This window comes from Winogradskyella bathintestinalis, assembly GCF_030407435.1.
GTDB lineage: Bacteria > Bacteroidota > Bacteroidia > Flavobacteriales > Flavobacteriaceae > Winogradskyella > Winogradskyella bathintestinalis.
Genome location: NZ_JASDDK010000001.1, coordinates 523,639 through 542,409 on the forward strand (window position 1 = coordinate 523,639; position 18,771 = coordinate 542,409).

The window sequence follows — 18,771 nt, forward strand, 5'->3', positions numbered from 1 at the left end:
GTCTAATTTTCAATCTATAATTTCTTTAATAAAAAAGAAAAAATAGGCCTAAAAAAACCCAAGCGTATTAGCTTGGGTTGATATTTATTTTTCAGTCTCTCTTTGAATTTTAAAGTCTTCCATAAATTTAGTGGTATAATTTCCTGCTAAATAATCTGGATGGTCCATTAGTTGTCTGTGAAATGGTATGGTGGTTTTAATACCTTCTATTACAAATTCATCTAATGCACGTTTCATTTTATTGATAGCTTCTTCTCTAGTTTGAGCCGTTGTAATCAATTTTGCGATCATAGAATCGTAATTTGGAGGAATACTATAACCTGCATATACGTGGGTATCTAATCTTACTCCATGTCCGCCTGGTGCATGAAGTGTGGTGATTTTTCCTGGAGAAGGCCTAAAATCATTAAACGGATCTTCAGCATTAATTCTACACTCAATAGAATGTAAATTTGGGGTATAATTTTTACCAGAAATTGGAACACCAGCAGCGACTAAGATTTGTTCGCGAATTAGGTCGAAATCAATAACTTGCTCTGTAATTGGGTGCTCTACTTGGATACGCGTATTCATTTCCATAAAATAGAAATTTCTATGTTTATCTACCAAAAACTCAACGGTACCAGCTCCTTCATATTTAATATATTCAGCAGCTTTTACTGCAGCTTTACCCATTTTAGTTCTCAGTTTATCGGTCATAAACGGAGAAGGCACTTCTTCTGTTAATTTTTGATGACGTCTTTGAATAGAACAATCTCTTTCCGATAAATGACAGGCTTTTCCACGTGAATCACCAACAATTTGTATTTCAATATGTCTTGGCTCTTCAATGAGTTTCTCCATGTACATATCATCATTTCCGAATGCGGCTTTAGATTCTGAACGAGCAGATTCCCAAGCATTTTGAAGATCTTCTGGTTTCCAAACGGCACGCATACCTTTTCCACCACCACCGGCAGATGCTTTAAGCATTACTGGATAGCCAGTTTCTTTGGCAACCTTTTTACAATCTTCAAAAGTTTCAATAACACCTTCACTTCCTGGTACACACGGTACACCTGCGGCTTTCATGGTTGCTTTAGCGTTTGCCTTGTCACCCATTCTGTTAATCATATCTTCTGAAGCCCCAATAAACTTAATACCATGTTCTTCGCATATTTTGGAGAACTTTGCATTTTCAGATAAGAATCCATATCCTGGATGTATAGCATCTGCATTTGTAATCTCAGCTGCTGCTATTATATTAGATATTTTAAGATAAGATTCACTACTTGGAGGAGGACCTATACAAACGGCTTCATCAGCAAACTTAATATGTAAGCTATCCGCATCTGCAGTAGAATAAACAGCTACAGTTTGTATGCCCATTTCTTTACAGGTTCTAATAACTCTTAGTGCTATTTCACCTCTATTGGCAATTAAAATTTTTTTAAACATATCTTTTAGTTTAAGAGTCTAATTGTTTAGTCGTTTTTTGGTTTAAACATCGCTGCATCTAAACTTAAAACTTAAAACTTCTAAACTTAAAATTTATGACGGATCTACTAAGAATAACGGTTGATCGAACTCAACTGGAGACGAATCATCTACAAGTACTTTTACAATTTTTCCAGAAATCTCGGATTCAATTTCATTAAATAATTTCATCGCTTCAATAACACAAAGTACATCGCCTTCTTTTATGTCCGTACCAACCTCAACAAAAACGGGTTTGTCTGGTGATGGCTTGCGATAAAATGTCCCAATTATTGGAGACTTTATTGTAATATATTTAGAATCTTCATTTGCTGCTTGAGAATTGGCAGCAGACGTTTCTTGTGCTTGAGCAACTGGAGCCTGTTGTGAAGGCACTTGTTGCTGCATTACTGGAGCTGCTTGCATAGGAACCTGCTGTACAATTGTAGTTTCGTCGGAACCTGTTCTAATTGTTATTTTAACGTCATCCATTTCCAACTTAACCTCATTTGCGCCAGATTTAGCTACAAATTTTATTAGGTTCTGAATTTCTTTTAAATCCATAATGTTTTAGATATTTGTTAGTTAGTGTTTTATTAGGAATTATAAGCCCATTTTAAATAAATTGAGCCCCAAGTGAATCCGCCACCAAAAGCAGCGAATATTATTTTATCGCCTTTTTTAAGTTGCGATTCGTAATCGTATAATAATAATGGTAATGTTGCAGAAGTTGTATTACCATACCTCTGGATATTCATCATTACTTTCTCGTCTTCTAAATTAATTCTGTTTGCAGTAGCATCAATAATACGCTTATTGGCCTGATGTGCCACAAGCCACGCAATATCATCATTAGTAAGCTGATTTCTTTGCATTATGCGTTCTGAAACATCGGCCATATTGAACACAGCATTTTTAAATACAGTTTTTCCATCCTGAAAAATATAATGCTTGCCTTCTTTATATGTATTTTCATTTATAGGGTATGAAGAACCTCCATAAGTCGCTTGAAGAAAATCACGACCCTCACCATTACTTTTTAGTAATTCATCTTGCAGACCTAAGCCCTCTTCATTAGGTTCAAAAAGCACTGCTCCCGCTCCATCTCCAAAAATAATGCACGTTGCTCTGTCTTTATAATTGATAAAAGATGAATTTTTATCTGCTCCAATTAAGAGAATTTTTTTATAACGACCAGACTCTATATAGGCTGATGCCGTTGACATACCAAAAAGAAAACTAGAACATGCCGCTTCCAAATCATAAGAAAACGCATTTACTGCTCCAATTTGTGTTGCTGTATATGCTGCTGTTGCAGCCGCTTTCATATCTGGTGTTGCCGTACAGACAATAACCAAATCTATTTCTTTAGGATCCAATCCTTTTTTCTGAATTAAATCTTCTGCGGCTTTAATGGCTAAAAACGATGTTCCTTTTCCATCTTCTTTTAAGATTCTACGTTCTTTGATACCAGTTCTTGTGGTAATCCACTCATCATTGGTTTCGACCATAGTCTCTAGCGCCTTGTTAGTTAAAACAAAGTCAGGAACATAGCCTCCGACAGCTGTAATCGCCGCTGTGATTTTACTCATTATTAGGAATTTGATAATTAAAAGTATGGAAAAATGACAAAAATTGAAGCGTTTCAATCAGTTTTTACCATTTTTAGGCAAATTATTACGCAAAGTAAGTGGTTTTTGCGCTATTGAAAAAATAATAACAAAAAAAACGCTCACAAAGGAGCGTTTTCTTGTATGCATGCATAGTAATTATGCTGCGTTTTCTTCTTCAACAGAATTATCAATAAGTACTTGACCACGGTAATATAATTTACCTTCATGCCAATGAGCTCTGTGGTATAAGTGTGGCTCACCAGTTGTTGGGCAAGTTGCTATTTGAGGTACAGAAGCTTTATAATGTGTTCTTCTTTTATCTCTTCTTGTTTTCGATATTTTACGCTTTGGATGTGCCATTTTAAATGTTATTTATCCGTTAATAGTTTTTTTAAATTATTCCAACGAGGATCAATGTCGTCCTCAGATGATTTTACCTTTTGGTCCTTTTGTGGACTTAATTCTTCTAATTTTGAAAGTATTTCAGACTGCATTGTACCGTCTTCAATACCTGGATGAATACGTTTTATTGGAACTGCTAAAATAATAAGTTCGTATATATACTGCGCCACATTAATTTCGTATTCTCCATGGGGTACAATTAATATATCTTCATTATCATCATTAAATTCATTTCCAAACTTAACGACTAACTTAAAACTGTCATCAATAGACTGATCATAAGGTTCGTTCGTAATATCACAATTAATATTTACTGAACCTTTTGCTGAAAAATACAACTCTAAAAGTGTCGTTTTTTTTTCGAATTTTAAGTCGATTTTTACATCAACCGCGTTAAACTCATCATATTCAAAATGCTTAAAGAACGTATTATCAATTTGATAATCAAAATTATGCTCTCCTACTTTTAATCCAACAAAAGGGACGGTATAAGATTTCAATGCCTTCATTATCACATTCATTTTGAGCGTGCAAATATATAAAATTTTCGTTACTTAAAGCCTAGATATCAACAAATTTTGTTTATAACTATCTAGATCCCTTTTTTAGTGGGTTTCTGCTATAGTAATTATAGGCTTCTCTAAGTTGAAAAATTTTGATCGCCGTGAAAATAGCTTGTTTCATTGAACTTTCATCAGCAACACCCTTTCCTGCAATTTCATAAGCAGTGCCGTGGTCTGGAGATGTTCTTACTTTATCTAATCCGGCCGTGAAATTGACACCCTGACCAAATGCTATGGTTTTAAATGGAATTAAGCCCTGATCGTGATACGATGCAATAATGGCATCAAAATTCTTGTAATTGTTTGACCCAAAAAAACTATCCGCAGAATAAGGGCCATAAACCAAATTACCTTGTGATTTTATTTTTTCTAAGGTGGGTTTTAATATGGTATCATCTTCATTACCAATTACTCCGTTATCGCCCGCATGTGGATTAATAGCTAATACGGCTACTTTTGGTTTTCTAATTCCGAAATCTTGTTGTAATGATTTAATTACCGTTGTCAATTTTTCAATTATAAGCGTCTCAGTTATGGTTTGACTCGCATCTTTTAAAGGAACGTGATCGGTTAAAAGCCCTACACGTAAATCATCTGAAACCATAAACATTAAGCTTTTTCCATTTAATGCTTTTGCCAAATAATCGGTATGACCAGGAAAATTAAATTTTTCAGATTGTATATTATGTTTATTAATTGGGGCCGTTACCAAGACATTTATAACACCGTCTTTTAAAGCGGCAGTAGCTGCCTCTAACGATTTTATAGCATATTCACCAATTTTTATATTCTCTTTTCCAAATTCGATAGAAACGTTTTCATTCCAAACATTGACCACATTAACCTTCCCAACAACAGCTTTGTCAGGTGAATCAATAATTGAAAAATTGATTTTGCTTTTAAAATGATTTTTAAAAAACTGCATGGTTTTCCCCGATGCAAAGATAATAGGGGTATTTAGTTCTAAAGACCTAGGATCTTCATAAGCTTTAAGGATAATTTCTGGTCCTATTCCATTAAGGTCACCAACTGAAATGCCTACGAGGACCGTTTTTTTATGTTTCATAGATTAATTCTATCTTAATAATTTATGCAATGAATAATATATTTATTCCAATCAAAGTTTTCTGTATTATACCCAATTTATCATTTCTTGACTAAAAAATTCACACTTTGTACACAAAGCTGAGATATTAACGATTTTCCGAATGCTTAAAAGTGATATTAAGAAACAAACACTTTTGCTACCGTTGGTGATGTATTTTCAAGTTAATATTCAAGATGCGTATATTTAACAAAGGTTTATTCCATAATTTGGGTTTAACTTTGCAATTACAAATTTAATTAAATAAAATATATGTTTACAGGTATTATTGAAGATCTGGGTATAATAAAAAGTTTAGTGAAAGATGGGGGAAATCTACATATTACGGTTCGCACCTCTATTACAAATGATTTAAAAATAGATCAAAGCGTGGCACATAATGGTGTTTGTCTTACGGTTGTTAAAATTAACGGTGATACGTACACCGTAACGGCCATCCAAGAAACTTTAGACAAAACTAACCTTGGTTATTTAAAAGAAAATACTATTGTAAATATTGAACGCGCTATGAAGTTGGGTGATCGTTTAGATGGTCATATTGTACAGGGCCATGTAGACCAAATAGCAAAGTGCATAGCTATCTCTGAAGACAATGGCAGTTGGATTTATACTTTTGAATATGATAGCGCTCTTAATAATATTACAATTGAAAAAGGCTCTATTACGGTTAACGGAGTGAGTTTAACAGTTGTAAATTCCCAATTAAATAGTTTTTCTGTCGCCATAATACCCTATACTTATAATAACACGACTTTTAAAAATTTAAAAATAGGAGATACGGTAAACTTAGAATTTGATGTAATTGGAAAATATGTGAAACGACTTAATGCGCTAAGAAATTAAGATGTTTTTTTAGCGACTAAACCATATGTTTTATAAACACCAAAAATCAAAGCAATTACAAATAGTATAACAATTCCTCCGTCAATTGGAAGACCCGGTGGTCCTGGTCCATTAGAGGGAGTCGGAGGAGAAGGAAACCTACCACTTTCTTGAGCCATAGCTGCTAAACCTACGAAACTAATTAAAATTGAGGCAAATATATACTTATTCTGCATTTTAGAGGTAAAGGTGTAAAAGTATAAAAAAAACTGAATTCACAAAATTAAATCGCACAAAGAACATCTTTAAACGGCAAATTATTCCGACGAATGGTTAAAAATGAGCCTAAATTAGGGAAGAGAGCTACATTTCTAACATTGTATCAGCGACAAATATAATATTTATTTCTTATAACTATCAATAGTGTTTTAACTTATACCGAATTTAACCTAGAATTTACATTAGATCGCTTTAGCCTTCAACAGTATATCTTATCTTGTTATAGAAATTTGTTTAAACATTCTCATAAATTAGCTTAATCTCATTCGCTCCATATTTTCGTTCTAAGCGTCTAATTGTAAAATGCGCTGTTGCCATTTTTTGAAAATGATCAACAAATACGTAATTTAATCCACCGCCACCGATCGCTCCAGCAATAGGTACTGCTTGTGCCAAAAACTTTTCACTAATTAATAGACTTAATCTCGTAGCGATTTTTGATATAAAGTTTCCAAGAGCGCCAGAACCTAAAACGCCAGCGCCTTTTATTAAGCTTTCCAAACCCATTTTTAATCCAGCCGATGACACATTATTTAAGGCCGAATTTAAAGCCATACGTGTGGTGTAATAACTCATTTCCATACCATCATCATCTTTTGAATCTCCACCAAGTGCAAAAACTTGCAAACACGCCATTTGCCCTTCAAACGTATAGATATCTTCGCCCTCACTACGGGCGATATCCATAATAGTTCGCAGTAAAAATTTAGTTGTAATCGTAACTTCAGATGCAAAAATAGCAGTTCCTAAACCTGTAGAAGAACCAAAAAAGCCACTGACAGCACCAGTACCGGTGACTATACTTTTATAGGTGACTTTAGACGGTTTTTTAAACTTTTTGTCTTTTTGAATGGTAAGTAAGTTAGCTTTTATGATTTTTAATAATACAGATTCTGTGATCTTCTGTACTTTAACTAATACATTTTCTGGGACATAATTAATTCCCGTTTCTACCGTACTTCCTATTTTATTAACGTTCCGAATGGCCCAACCTAAATTCTGCATGCTAGATTTTGCTTGCATTAAGGCATCTTTATCTTCTTCTGCTAAGGTATTGGTGATGAGGTTCAAGGTTTCAAGTTTAACTTTTCTTAATTTAATGGCATGGCCACCGCTTTGTTTATATAAAAACGAACTGCTCTACATTAGTCGTAATAATTGTGGCTTTGTTACTCCAAGCAAAATATAAGGGTTTTAAATTAAGGAAGAGGTCACCTATTAATAACACCCCCCAAGAAACGTGTTTTAATAGAAAAAATCATCAATTTATGGTACTAATCTACTAATGATTTGAGACGTTCCACAGCTTGCTCTGCGGTAATATCACGCTGTGGCGACCCAAACATCTCATAACCTACCATAAATTTCTTTACAGTAGCACTTCGTAGTAAAGGAGGATAAAAACTCATATGCCAATGCCAATGTGTATTAGGTTTTCCATCCGTTGGTGCTTGATGAATTCCACTAGAATAAGGGAATGAACACTCAAATAATTGGTCATAAGCTTTAGTGATTTTCGAAATGGCATCTGCAAAAGCTAGACATTCATTATCTGAAATCTCTGTGATATTAGTGTGATTATGTTTTGGCACAATCATAGTTTCAAATGGCCAAATCGCCCAAAATGGTGTTAGCACAACAAAGTCTTCATTTTCATAGATAATACGCTCATTAGCTTGGATTTCTTGTTTTAGATAATCACCCAACAAACTGCTTTTATTTTTATTGTAATAAGCGCTTTGCCGTTCATCTTTTTTTACCACTTCATTCGGTAATGTCGATTGACTCCAAATTTGCCCATGCGGATGTGGATTGCTGCAACCCATTACAGCACCTTTGTTTTCAAAAATCTGAACATAATTTATAATATCATTTGAACCTAGCAACATGTATTCTTTCTGCCATGCTTTAACGACTTTATTAATATCAATAACAGTCAAGTCTGCTAAACTTTTAGAATGATCTGGACTAAAACATACTACTTTGCAAATTCCTTGTTCACTTTGCGCTTTTAACAAACCTTCATTTATAAAAAAATTTGGAGATGTGGTTTGTAAGGCTGCAAAATCATTTGTAAAAACATATACATCTTCGTACTTAGGGTTTTGTTCACCGTTAATTCTAGTATTCCCAGCACACAAGTAACATATTGGGTCGTACGATGGTCGTTGCTCATTAGGTATCGTCTCATTCTGTCCTTGCCATGGTCGCTTTGCCCTATGCGGAGATACGAGAACCCATTCTCCAGTTAGAATATTATAACGCTTATGCGAATACTCTTGTAGGTCTTTGTTCATCTTAGTTTAATTTTATAATTAGGACTTAACCATACGTGTTCCTTGTGATAGTTTTACTTTGTAAATAGAACATTTTTTTCCAAATTGTTTAGTGTACGATTTGAAAACCTGTTTCTTATATTTTTTATAAGCGTTCTTTTTCACCAAGTTAATAGTGCAGCCACCAAAACCCCCACCCATCATTCGGGATCCTAGAACCCCATTGCTTTCCTTTGCCATATCAACTAAAAAATCGAGCTCATCACAACTTACTTTATATTGATTCCTTAATCCATTATGAGATTGAAACAATAAATTGCCAATAGTTTCTAAATCATGTGCTTCTATAGCTTTAGCACATAGTTTTACGCGCTTATTCTCATCAATAACATATAATGCTTTTTGGTAGTCTTCCGTAGTTATAGTATCCTTAATACTGTCTAGATCAATTTTTGTAACATCTCTTAAAGCTTTAACTCCGAGTTGCTTTGATACTTTTTCGCAAACCGTACGCCTTTCATTGTAAGCGCTTTCTGATAAATTATGCTTAACATTGGTGTTAATAAGCATTAATTTATAAGTTTTAAAATCTATTCTGTATGACTTAGAGGCAATGGTTCTACAGTCTAAAAGTAAGGCACTCTTTTTTATGCCGAACATACTTGCATACTGATCCATAATTCCACATTTTACATCTGCGTAATTGTGTTCTGCTTTTTGAGACACAAAAATCATATCTTGTTTAGACAGGCCTAAATTGAATAATTCGTTTAATCCATAAACGAAACTATTTTCCAAAGCAGCCGAAGAAGATAACCCAGCCCCATCTGGAATATTTCCAGCAAAAACTGCATTGAATGGAGCGATTGTCTTACCTAATTTATGCAATTCTGAAATGACGCCTAAAACATAGTTTCTCCACCCACCATCGGTTAAAGGTTTAATAGTTTTAGTTTCAAATTCATAAATTTCATTTTTATCTAAAGCAATGATCGTAGATGTTTTAGACTCGCTTTTACTAATAGCCAATGCAATACCTTTATTAATAGCTGCAGGCAATACAAATCCTTCATTATAATCCGTATGCTCTCCAATAAGATTTATTCGTCCTGGAGAAAACACTATTACTGGTTTTAATTTGAATTCATTTTTAAATGATCTTTCAACTTTTTTGATCAAATTCTCGCTCATAATAATTTTGTTTTCAACCCAATAGACCACGTAATGTCAAATACTGCTTTTGGGTCTAGAATTTTTAATCCGATTTTATTATTAAAACTATTAGAAAGTCCTGTGCACGGTTCTATAGCAACTGTGTTTTTTTTGAGTGGAGTATAAACTTGAAGAAAACCATTAGGTTCTGACGAGGCTAAATGAAGTTTATATTTAGGGGTTTCAAAAACTACAGTATTGCCATTTATTTGCCAGCAATCATCTAAGATTTTCTGCTTTAAGTTCAAACTTTTAACTGGATTTATCTCTAATAGACCCATACCTATATTACGTTCTCCAATATTCAATTTTAAATTACTATCAAATTTTAAAACGCTTTTGTTGAGATTATGACTTAGAAAATAAGGATGCCAGCCTATGGTAAAAGGAAAAGCGATTTCAGATGTATTCTCAACCAAAATATTAAAATCTAAACCTTCTTTGGTAAAAGTGTATTTTAACTGCATACGGAATGGAAAAGGAAATCCAGTTTCTGGCCGATTGTATTCATACTCCAATATTATCTGCGCACTATGCTTATCAGCAGATTTTGCTTTAATTAAAAACGTCTTATTATAGACCAAACCATGCAACGCATTATGTTCTTCTTTGTTATTAATATCTAGTTGAAAGGTTTTAGTATTGAATTTATACGACCCATCCTCTATTCTATTTGCGAAAGGAAATAATACAGCAGAAGCAAAAGTATTTTGGTAAGTTAAAGGCTCTAAATCTGAAATGAGTGTTATATTGTTTACAACAAGCTTTTGCAAACTGGCTCCATCGTTGAGATGAAGTTTAGCATAAGTGCCGTACTCTTTATTTTTTATTTCAACCTGATTGTTATTTGTATGATGCGTTATTATGTACACTAAGTATAAATTTACAATGAGTTTCTAATGATTAATTGATTTGGGTTCTCAATTTGAAGTTGGTCCTTAGCAAGTATCATTTCAGCTAATCGTTTCCCCATACCTTCAAAATCGGTTGATATAGTAGTAATACCACCTTCTACAATTTCTTTTAATAACGTTTCATTATAAGAAATTACGCCAATATCTTGAGCCATGATTAATCCCTGGGTTTTCATTTTTTTTATGAGCCTTAACAAATCTTTATCTTCAGGAATGATATACAATTCACCCTCTTGTAGCATTTTGTCTTTAAGATGCTCTACTAAACCATATGATATGTTATGATTTTCGCAAAACGCAATAAATCCATTCTGCATCGCATCGGGTTGTTTATCATCAGAAAACACAAGAATTAATTTTTGATATTTTTTAATGCTTTCTAATACGCTTGTCAAGTTGTTAAAAATTGATTTTTCGAAATTCTGATAAACCGCAGGGTAATCTTTTAGATCGCTATGTAATTGATCTAGTATATAAACTTTATCTTTTGGTAATTGCCCAATAATTGATTTTGTATTAATGAAATTAGCAGGCATAATCACATAATAGTTATAATTCTCTTTGTTATCAGAAATTATTTTTTTAAACGTATTGCGATTAAAGTGATGAAAATAAATATCGACCTTAATATTTGAACCTAAATGATCAATAAACGCATTGTAAAGATCTTCCTTAAAAGAGTTGAGTTCATCAAAAAGTAAAAATATATTTTGGGTTACTGTCACATTTTCACTACTCACATAATATCCTTTTCCGACAATGGATGTGATGATACCTCGATTTTTAAGTTCGTTAAACGCAGTGAGAACAGTATCTCTAGAAAGCTTATTATCATTTTTTATTTGATTGATGGAAGGAATCTGGTCGCCTTTTTGAAGTTCTCCTTCACTTATCGCCTTTTCTATAGCATTTATAATTTGCTTGTATTTAGGAACGCCTATGTGGTTTTTTACATTTATCATCATAACAAATATAATCAAAAAACATACTAGTTCGTACTAGTATTTAAAAATCAATCTAGAATCGGTAAATAAAGCAATTTATTATATATATTTGAGTTCAAAAAACAACCATTTAATACCATTTCATTATTATGACAGCAGGTTTCCAAATGTTAGATTATATCGTTTTTATAGCCTATGCCGCCTTAATCTTAGGCGTTGGACTTTGGGTTTCAAGAGACAAAAAAGGGCATCAGAAAAATGCAGAGGATTACTTTTTAGCCAGCAAATCTTTGCCGTGGTGGGCAATCGGCGCATCATTAATAGCTGCAAATATTTCAGCCGAGCAATTTATTGGCATGTCTGGCTCTGGTTTTGCACTTGGTATTGCTATAGCTTCATATGAGTGGATGGCTGCTTTAACCCTTATTATTGTTGGGAAGTATTTTTTACCCATATTTATAGAAAAAGGTCTATATACCATTCCTGAATTTGTTGAAAAAAGATATTCCACAAACCTTAAATCTATTCTCGCTGTATTTTGGTTAGGCTTGTATATTTTCGTTAACCTGGCGTCCGTGCTTTATCTCGGAGGGCTAGCTATAGAAACGATTATGGGGATTGATATGATATACGCTATCATTGGTTTAGCCCTATTTGCTGCTGCATACTCTTTATATGGCGGCTTATCTGCAGTAGCTTGGACAGACGTTATCCAAGTCGTTTTCTTAGTACTTGGCGGATTAGTTACCACCTACTTAGCCCTAAACACAGTATCTAGTGGAGAAGGTGTTATAGCTGGTTTCACAAAAGTTTGGGACGCTGCACCCGATAAATTTCATATGATACTCGACGAAACGAATGACAATTTCGTCAACCTTCCTGGTATTTGGGTTTTAGTTGGTGGTTTATGGGTTGCTAATTTATATTACTGGGGCTTCAATCAGTATATTATACAGCGTACTTTAGCTGCAAAATCGCTTAAGGAATCTCAAAAGGGAATTCTACTCGCTGCTTTTCTAAAGCTTGTAATTCCTTTAATTGTTGTTGTGCCTGGCATCGCAGCTTATGTGATGGTTAACGACCCAGCAATTATAACTAATTTAGGTGAAGCTGGCATGCTAAATTTACCAACTACTGAACAAGCTGACAAAGCTTATCCATGGTTACTCCAATTTTTACCTGTAGGTCTTAAGGGTATTGCTTTTGCCGCTTTGGCAGCAGCAGTAGTGTCCTCTCTAGCTTCTATGGTAAACTCAACGTCTACAATTTTCACCATGGACATTTACAAACAGTACATAAATAAAACAGCGTCAGATAAAACAACCGTTAATATCGGTCGTATTTCTGGTGCCGTAGCTTTATTAATTGCCGTTATAGTCGCGCCGTTATTAGGTGGCATTGATCAGGCTTTTCAATTTATTCAAGAATACACAGGAATTGTAAGTCCGGGAATATTAGCCGTATTTTTATTAGGTTTATTTTGGAAGAAAACTACAAATAATGCCGCTATCTGGGGAGCTATTTTATCGATTCCGGTTGCCTTGATTCTAAAATTTGCTCCAATTCCTGTTTTTGAACCTTGGATGCATCAAATGGGCATTACCGCATTAGTTACCATGTCCATAATTATTGTATTAAGCTATCTTCAAAACAAAGGTGCCGATGACGAGAAAGGTATAGAAATTTCTAAAAACCTATTTAAAACATCCCCATTATTTAATATTGGATCTATGGTTATTTGCTTGCTTCTAACGGTTTTATATGCCTTATTCTGGTAATACTCATAATGCTATTTAAGGAATAAAAACGTTGAACTGACGCGCAAAGAATACAGTCTTAAATTTTAGAATAAAAAAAGCACCTAGAACGCATGACGCGCTAGGTGCTTTTAGCAACCATTAATTCTACTTTTTTAATTTACCTACTATAATTTTATCTATTGCCAATACCGTTTTGCTATTTTCATTTAATGCTTCGGTATTAATATCTACGACTAGAACTAATCTCTAATCAAATGGATTTTTAATTTTTTCAGCAACATGACTAGAAGGATAGTTACCTTTATTGAAATGAAATTAAGTCAAGATCAAAGGCCTAAAAATGAGATTTTTTAGATGCGTAATTAATGTAGTATGCTTAAAGTCTAATTACAGTGAAATACATCACATATATGTTTTATAAAAGAGATGTTCTTAAGTGGCTAGCAATAATTATTTTTTTTACGATAAAATAAATTGTGTTTACTGCACAGAAAAAGGGCTTTCATTCAATTAATGACAGCCCCCTTTTAACTAATTCAAAAAAAAAAATTAACTAATCAATTTGGGAATTTGATTGGATTTCTGACAAAGGAACAGGCAAATAAGCATGAGACTCAGCATTAAAACCAGTTCTGCCAGCTGCTTGCATGGCTTGATCTAACATTCCCCATCGTCTCAAATCAAAAAACCGTACAGATTCTAATGTGAGCTCCATAGTTCTCTCATGGATAATTTGATTTTTAACGTCGGCTTGAGAACTTACAGTAATAGGAGGCATAAGACCATGAACGGCTCTAATTTCATTTATAATATTGATAGCCTGAGGTGTATCCCCTGTTTCATTTAAGGCTTCAGCATACATTAGTAACACATCGGCGTAACGCATTAAAACAACATTTACCCCTACATAACCACTGTTCGATACATAATTTGGTAACCATTTTCTAAAATAAGCTGCATTTTCATTTGTGTTTCCGTATGTATCGTTCATTAACACATCCCAAGTACTGCCTTGCATTTCATTTGTACTGGTATTATTATAAAACGGATCTCTAAAATAAAGTGAGCCATATAACCTATTATCATACAACCCATTATTTGCAACCATACCTTCGCTCTTCATTTCATTTACAACGTTCATTGTTGCTGCAAGACCTCCCCATCCTCCTATAGACCAATCGCCTACAAAAGCATGTAACCTAGTAGCATTCCAGGAGGTAGCATCTCCACTTTTAAATTGAAGTTCAAAAATTGATTCTATATTATTTTCGTTTTCTCCGTTAAATAAACTTGAGAAATCAGACTCTAAATCATAAGCACCAGCAGATCCATTTATAATTGGCTCAAAGGCTGAAACTGCATTTTGAAAATCTGAAGATTCAGCAGAAGACAGATCACCTGCTTTATACATATACGCTTTTCCTAAATAAGCCAAAGCAGCACCTTTAGTTGCTCTGCCCGGCTCAGTGTTATCAGCTGTTTGCAACATATCTGCTGCTTCAGTAAAATCGTTAATAACAACCTCCCAAGATTCTGGTCTAGAAGCCAATGGCTTGTCTAAGGTTTCATTAGAAATTATTTCGGTTCTTAAAATTATTTTATCATAAAGTGTCAATAATTTAAAATGGTAATAAGCTCTTAAAAATGTAGCTTCTCCAATAATTTGACGTTTTTCTGCATCGGAAATCTGATTGGATGTCATTTCCCCTACTTTAGTAATAACTTGGTTTGAAAAATTCAGTCCTTTATAATTAGTGGTCCATAAAACATCTATAAAGGTATGACCATTAGTATAGCTAAAATTGAATATTGACATCCAATGCGCATAGTTACTTGCGTCAGGTCCTGGAAGCGCATAGTCGGATTTAAAATATTCTATAACAGGTCTTCCTTCTTGCCAGCCATCCCAAAAATTACTTCTTGATTCTAATTCTGAATATGCTGCAACCAAACCCGACTGTGCATCTTCGGCATTTCTCCAAAAATTTTCTGTCGTTAATTGGTCTGGTGATGTTTGTTCTAAAAATTCATCGTCGGAACATGACGTTATAGTTAGCAATACACTAAAAACTATAATTAGTTTAAATAAGTTTTTCATTTTATTGTTTTTTTTATATTTCTTAAAATGCTAATTGTACTCCAAATATTACAGATTTATATTTTGGATATAAGTTAATATCAATACCTCTAGATAAGACACTTCCACCAACTTCAGGATCTAAACCGCTATATTTGGTAAACGTAAATAGATTTTGGCCAGTTACATAAAACCTAAGTTTGTCTACTTTTAGAGTCTCGAGAATGTCGGTTGGTAAGGAATATCCAAGTTGTATCGTTTTTATTCTTAAATAATCGCCATCTTCTAAAAACCGTGTTGACGCTCTATTATTTCTATTAGGATCACCTAAGACTGCTCGCGGAATACTTGTGTTAGTATTTGTAGGTGTCCAAGCATTCAATGCTTCAGATCTAAAGTTTCTTCCGGTATCTAAACTTAACAATCTAAAATCATTTCCGTTATATATTTTGTTACCTCCAACACCTTGAAAGAAGACATTTAAATCAAAATTCTTATAATCGAATGATAAATTTAAACTGTATTCATATTTTGGTATTGCTGTCCCTTGATAGGTTTCATCTTCAGCATCAATTACGCCATCATTATTCTGATCTACAAATCTAATATCTCCAGGCGAAGCGTCTGGTTGTGCACCATGCGCATCTACCTCAGCTTGAGTTTGAAAAATACCATCTGCAACCGGTAAAAAATAAGCACCAGGCTCATAACCTATTTGGGTTTGGTTTACAAAATGATCAGATCCAAACAACAACCCTATTCCATATAATTTTTGATTAGGATTACTCAGTTTTGTTACTTCACTATTTACTGTAGTAAAGGTGCCAAAAGCCGAGAAATTAAGTTCACCATCTTTATTTACATAGCCTAATTCAAGTTCTAAACCTTTATTTTCAAATTCGCCAACATTTACTATCGGATTATTTACACCACTTGATGGCGAAACTTCTTTTGTAATCAGTAAATCTGCGGTAGTTGTTTTATAGTAGTTTATAGAACCTTTTAACTTATTGCCCAATGAGGCAAAATCGATTCCAATATTTGAAGACGTATTGGTTTCCCATTTTAAATCATCATTCTGTAAATCTCTCGCTATACTACCTAAATATGAAGTTTGTGGGTTTCCAAATACATAACCTCCAGTGTCTTGGTCTTTACCTTGAGAAATAAGCGCTACATAATCATAATATCCTAAAGCACTATCATTACCAGCCTGACCCCAACTATATCGCAATTTTAAAAAGTTGAAAACATCTTGGTTTTGCATAAAATCTTCTTCAGTTATCTTCCACCCAAGCGCAAAAGAAGGGAACGTTCCGTAAGTATTGTTTTTTCCAAATTTTGAACTTCCATCTCTACGAACACTCGCTTGCAATAAATAGCGATCATTATAAGCATAATTAATCCTTCCAAATTGCGACACTAAAGCATATTCTGCATTTGTACCTGACCCGGAATAAGTTCCATCACCAAAAGCATTGAGCGTGTCAAAACTAGGATCTAAAATAATTGCAGGGATTTTATTGCCATCATCATCAAACTTATACCCTTCTGCCTGTACATAGTTTTCTTTAAATGGCTCAGAAATTCTCTGATAACCTGCTAATAAACTAATAGAATGTTTGTCTATATCAAATTTATAATTCAACGTATATTCTTGGTTTAATCTTCTAAATTCACTATTATATTCAGATACAAAAGCAAACTCGTTTTGAGGATTATCATCAATGTCTCTTACCCTAAAAGGCGGATGAAATGCATAGGTATAACTCGCTCTATTAGCAAGTGAGAAATTTGCATTAGCATTAAGTCCTTCAAGTATTTCATAATTAAAACCTACATTTCCTAAAAAATATTTGAATTTTGTGTAGCCATCGATTATTGCATCTTCACCTACTGGATTACGATGATCTGGCAAATCACCATCTCTATACCCAAAACCTGATTCATTAGAAGAATCATAAACTGGAATAAGCGGTGATATAAAATAGGTTTCTCTAAGTGAAAACTTATAATCTTCACGAAACGTTTCACTATAATTTAAACTCGTATTAATTTTTAGTTTTCCTTTTGTAATTCCTAAGTTCGCATTTATTCCTTTTTTAGAAAATTTAGACCCTATTAAGACCCCTTTTTCGTCTGCATAGTTACCTGCTACGCTATAAGTTACATTTTCAGAAGCACCACTTACTCTAACATTCAATACGTTTAATTGACCATCTCTGTGGGTTTCATCAATCCAATCTGTGTTGATATTAGATGGGTTTTGAATGTATTGAGGCAAACTAGCTCCGGCATTTTCATACATTTGTCTATGTACGGCTAAATAACCATCAGCATCTAACAATTTCATTTCTTCTCTTGCTGTGTTAGAACTAAACGAATTTTCAATTTCAATTCTTGTTTTGCCTAGTTTTCCTTTTTTTGTGGTAATTATAACAACTCCATTAGCTGCTCTTGTTCCATAAATAGCACCAGAAGCAGCATCTTTTAACACCTCTATAGAGGCAATATCATTTGAATTAATAAAATAAGGATCAGCTTGTACACCATCCACTATATAAAGTGGTTGATTATTCCCAAAACTTCCAATACCTCTAATAGTAATGTCCGCCGTAGAACCTGGACTTCCTGAAGAAGCCGTTACTGTAACACCTGCAACTCTACCTTGTAGTGCTTCTACAGAGCTTGTAGTAACTACCTTATTTAAATCTTCTGCTTTTACTGAGCTTATAGCGCCAGTGACATCACTTTTCTTTTGAGTTCCATAACCTACAATTACAACTTGGTCTAAGTTCTCAGTACTTTCTTCTAATAATACATTGATTGTTGTTTGATTTTCTACTTTAATTTCTTGGTTTAAAAAACCTAAATAACTAAAGACCAATATAGTTTCCTTACTAGGAGCACTAATAGAATAATTGCCATCCATATCTGTTTGGACACCAATAGTTGGTTTGTTTTTAACTACAACTGTAGCACCTGGCAGTGGCATTCCGGTATTATCTGTAATAGTTCCGTTGACTACAATGCTCTGAGAATAAGAATGTGTTGTAAATCCAAACGAGACAAGCATAAAAAGCAATAAAAACAGACTGCTATATGACTGTTTTTGATTTTTTGGTTGTTTTTTTTCCATTAGATAGTTATTTTGTTAGTTAGACCTTATTAAGGGTTTTATAATATTCTCAAATATGAAAATATTTTAACATATAACACGGAAAACCACCTTTACTTAACCTTTACAGACTTATCAAATCCCCCTATTTTACTGATCAAATTAGTTATTTAACCATAAAATTAAACAATGGTTAATTCGGCAATAACGTTAAAATCACTAGACGGATTT

Annotated in this window: 16 protein-coding genes; 2 read left to right on the top strand and 14 right to left on the bottom strand. The window is 33.7% G+C overall.

Annotated features, from left to right (window positions below; all coding sequences use genetic code 11):
- Positions 1 to 84: 84 nt before the first annotated feature.
- The 6 genes from accC to pdxA form a co-directional block, all read right to left on the bottom strand.
- Positions 85 to 1,437, bottom strand: coding sequence for an acetyl-CoA carboxylase biotin carboxylase subunit (accC, locus tag QMA06_RS02090; RefSeq protein WP_290205197.1), 1,353 nt, complete (start codon positions 1,435 to 1,437; stop codon positions 85 to 87).
- Positions 1,438 to 1,530: 93 nt separating this feature from the next.
- Positions 1,531 to 2,019 carry an acetyl-CoA carboxylase biotin carboxyl carrier protein gene (gene accB, locus QMA06_RS02095; RefSeq protein WP_290205198.1) on the bottom strand — a complete coding sequence of 163 codons (489 nt, stop codon included), beginning with the start codon at positions 2,017 to 2,019 and terminating at the stop codon, positions 1,531 to 1,533.
- A gap of 32 nt (positions 2,020 to 2,051) precedes the next feature.
- A complete protein-coding gene (locus QMA06_RS02100) occupies positions 2,052 to 3,047 on the bottom strand; it encodes a beta-ketoacyl-ACP synthase III (protein ID WP_290205199.1) in 996 nt (331 codons plus the stop codon).
- Positions 3,048 to 3,224: 177 nt separating this feature from the next.
- Positions 3,225 to 3,428: a 50S ribosomal protein L32 gene (gene rpmF / locus QMA06_RS02105; protein WP_115815437.1), complete on the bottom strand. Its 204-nt coding sequence runs from the start codon at positions 3,426 to 3,428 to the stop codon at positions 3,225 to 3,227.
- Between the two features lie 8 nt (positions 3,429 to 3,436).
- Positions 3,437 to 3,979 carry a YceD family protein gene (locus QMA06_RS02110; protein ID WP_290205200.1) on the bottom strand — a complete coding sequence of 181 codons (543 nt, stop codon included), beginning with the start codon at positions 3,977 to 3,979 and terminating at the stop codon, positions 3,437 to 3,439.
- A 79-nt stretch (positions 3,980 to 4,058) separates the two neighbouring features.
- On the bottom strand, positions 4,059 to 5,099 hold the full coding sequence (pdxA, locus tag QMA06_RS02115; protein ID WP_290205201.1) for a 4-hydroxythreonine-4-phosphate dehydrogenase PdxA: 1,041 nt from the start codon (positions 5,097 to 5,099) through the stop codon (positions 4,059 to 4,061).
- Positions 5,100 to 5,390: 291 nt separating this feature from the next.
- Between pdxA and QMA06_RS02120 the strand changes: the two genes are divergently transcribed.
- On the top strand, positions 5,391 to 5,981 hold the full coding sequence (locus QMA06_RS02120) for a riboflavin synthase (protein WP_290205202.1): 591 nt from the start codon (positions 5,391 to 5,393) through the stop codon (positions 5,979 to 5,981).
- Here the strand turns inward: QMA06_RS02120 and QMA06_RS02125 are convergent.
- From QMA06_RS02125 to QMA06_RS02150, 6 genes are all read right to left on the bottom strand, one after another.
- Positions 5,978 to 6,196, bottom strand: coding sequence for a PID-CTERM protein-sorting domain-containing protein (locus tag QMA06_RS02125; protein WP_290205203.1), 219 nt, complete (start codon positions 6,194 to 6,196; stop codon positions 5,978 to 5,980). The genes QMA06_RS02120 and QMA06_RS02125 overlap by 4 nt on opposite strands.
- Before the next feature lie 277 nt (positions 6,197 to 6,473).
- Entirely contained in the window at positions 6,474 to 7,310 is an 837-nt protein-coding gene (locus QMA06_RS02130) for an EcsC family protein (protein ID WP_290205204.1), read from the bottom strand.
- Positions 7,311 to 7,513: 203 nt separating this feature from the next.
- Positions 7,514 to 8,536 carry a UDP-glucose--hexose-1-phosphate uridylyltransferase gene (locus tag QMA06_RS02135; RefSeq protein ID WP_290205205.1) on the bottom strand — a complete coding sequence of 341 codons (1,023 nt, stop codon included), beginning with the start codon at positions 8,534 to 8,536 and terminating at the stop codon, positions 7,514 to 7,516.
- An 18-nt stretch (positions 8,537 to 8,554) separates the two neighbouring features.
- Complete coding sequence (galK, locus tag QMA06_RS02140; protein ID WP_290205206.1) at positions 8,555 to 9,706, bottom strand: galactokinase; 1,152 nt, start codon at positions 9,704 to 9,706, stop codon at positions 8,555 to 8,557.
- On the bottom strand, positions 9,703 to 10,599 hold the full coding sequence (locus QMA06_RS02145; RefSeq protein ID WP_290205207.1) for an aldose 1-epimerase: 897 nt from the start codon (positions 10,597 to 10,599) through the stop codon (positions 9,703 to 9,705). The genes galK and QMA06_RS02145 overlap by 4 nt, the downstream gene beginning before the upstream one ends.
- Before the next feature lie 11 nt (positions 10,600 to 10,610).
- On the bottom strand, positions 10,611 to 11,606 hold the full coding sequence (locus QMA06_RS02150; RefSeq protein ID WP_318036587.1) for a GntR family transcriptional regulator: 996 nt from the start codon (positions 11,604 to 11,606) through the stop codon (positions 10,611 to 10,613).
- Between the two features lie 128 nt (positions 11,607 to 11,734).
- Here QMA06_RS02150 and QMA06_RS02155 point away from each other — a divergent pair, with 128 nt between their 5' ends.
- Entirely contained in the window at positions 11,735 to 13,363 is a 1,629-nt protein-coding gene (locus tag QMA06_RS02155; RefSeq protein ID WP_290205208.1) for a sodium/sugar symporter, read from the top strand.
- Positions 13,364 to 13,898: 535 nt separating this feature from the next.
- On the opposite strand, the gene QMA06_RS02160 is transcribed toward QMA06_RS02155, so the two are convergent.
- Both QMA06_RS02160 and QMA06_RS02165 read right to left on the bottom strand, forming a co-directional pair.
- Positions 13,899 to 15,443 carry a RagB/SusD family nutrient uptake outer membrane protein gene (locus QMA06_RS02160; protein WP_290205209.1) on the bottom strand — a complete coding sequence of 515 codons (1,545 nt, stop codon included), beginning with the start codon at positions 15,441 to 15,443 and terminating at the stop codon, positions 13,899 to 13,901.
- Positions 15,444 to 15,465: 22 nt separating this feature from the next.
- Entirely contained in the window at positions 15,466 to 18,561 is a 3,096-nt protein-coding gene (locus QMA06_RS02165) for a SusC/RagA family TonB-linked outer membrane protein (protein ID WP_290205210.1), read from the bottom strand.
- Between the last annotated feature and the right edge of the window lie 210 nt (positions 18,562 to 18,771).

Coding starts and splice junctions, on each gene's coding strand:
- pdxA (WP_290205201.1), bottom strand. CDS start 5,099: ATGAAACATAAAAAAACGGTCCTCGTAGGCATTTCAGTTGGTGACCTT.
- QMA06_RS02125 (WP_290205203.1), bottom strand. CDS start 6,196: ATGCAGAATAAGTATATATTTGCCTCAATTTTAATTAGTTTCGTAGGT.
- QMA06_RS02135 (WP_290205205.1), bottom strand. CDS start 8,536: ATGAACAAAGACCTACAAGAGTATTCGCATAAGCGTTATAATATTCTA.
- rpmF (WP_115815437.1), bottom strand. CDS start 3,428: ATGGCACATCCAAAGCGTAAAATATCGAAAACAAGAAGAGATAAAAGA.
- galK (WP_290205206.1), bottom strand. CDS start 9,706: ATGAGCGAGAATTTGATCAAAAAAGTTGAAAGATCATTTAAAAATGAA.
- accC (WP_290205197.1), bottom strand. CDS start 1,437: ATGTTTAAAAAAATTTTAATTGCCAATAGAGGTGAAATAGCACTAAGA.
- QMA06_RS02160 (WP_290205209.1), bottom strand. CDS start 15,443: ATGAAAAACTTATTTAAACTAATTATAGTTTTTAGTGTATTGCTAACT.
- QMA06_RS02155 (WP_290205208.1), top strand. CDS start 11,735: ATGACAGCAGGTTTCCAAATGTTAGATTATATCGTTTTTATAGCCTAT.
- accB (WP_290205198.1), bottom strand. CDS start 2,019: ATGGATTTAAAAGAAATTCAGAACCTAATAAAATTTGTAGCTAAATCT.
- QMA06_RS02110 (WP_290205200.1), bottom strand. CDS start 3,979: ATGAAGGCATTGAAATCTTATACCGTCCCTTTTGTTGGATTAAAAGTA.
- QMA06_RS02165 (WP_290205210.1), bottom strand. CDS start 18,561: ATGGAAAAAAAACAACCAAAAAATCAAAAACAGTCATATAGCAGTCTG.
- QMA06_RS02100 (WP_290205199.1), bottom strand. CDS start 3,047: ATGAGTAAAATCACAGCGGCGATTACAGCTGTCGGAGGCTATGTTCCT.
- QMA06_RS02120 (WP_290205202.1), top strand. CDS start 5,391: ATGTTTACAGGTATTATTGAAGATCTGGGTATAATAAAAAGTTTAGTG.
- QMA06_RS02150 (WP_318036587.1), bottom strand. CDS start 11,606: ATGATGATAAATGTAAAAAACCACATAGGCGTTCCTAAATACAAGCAA.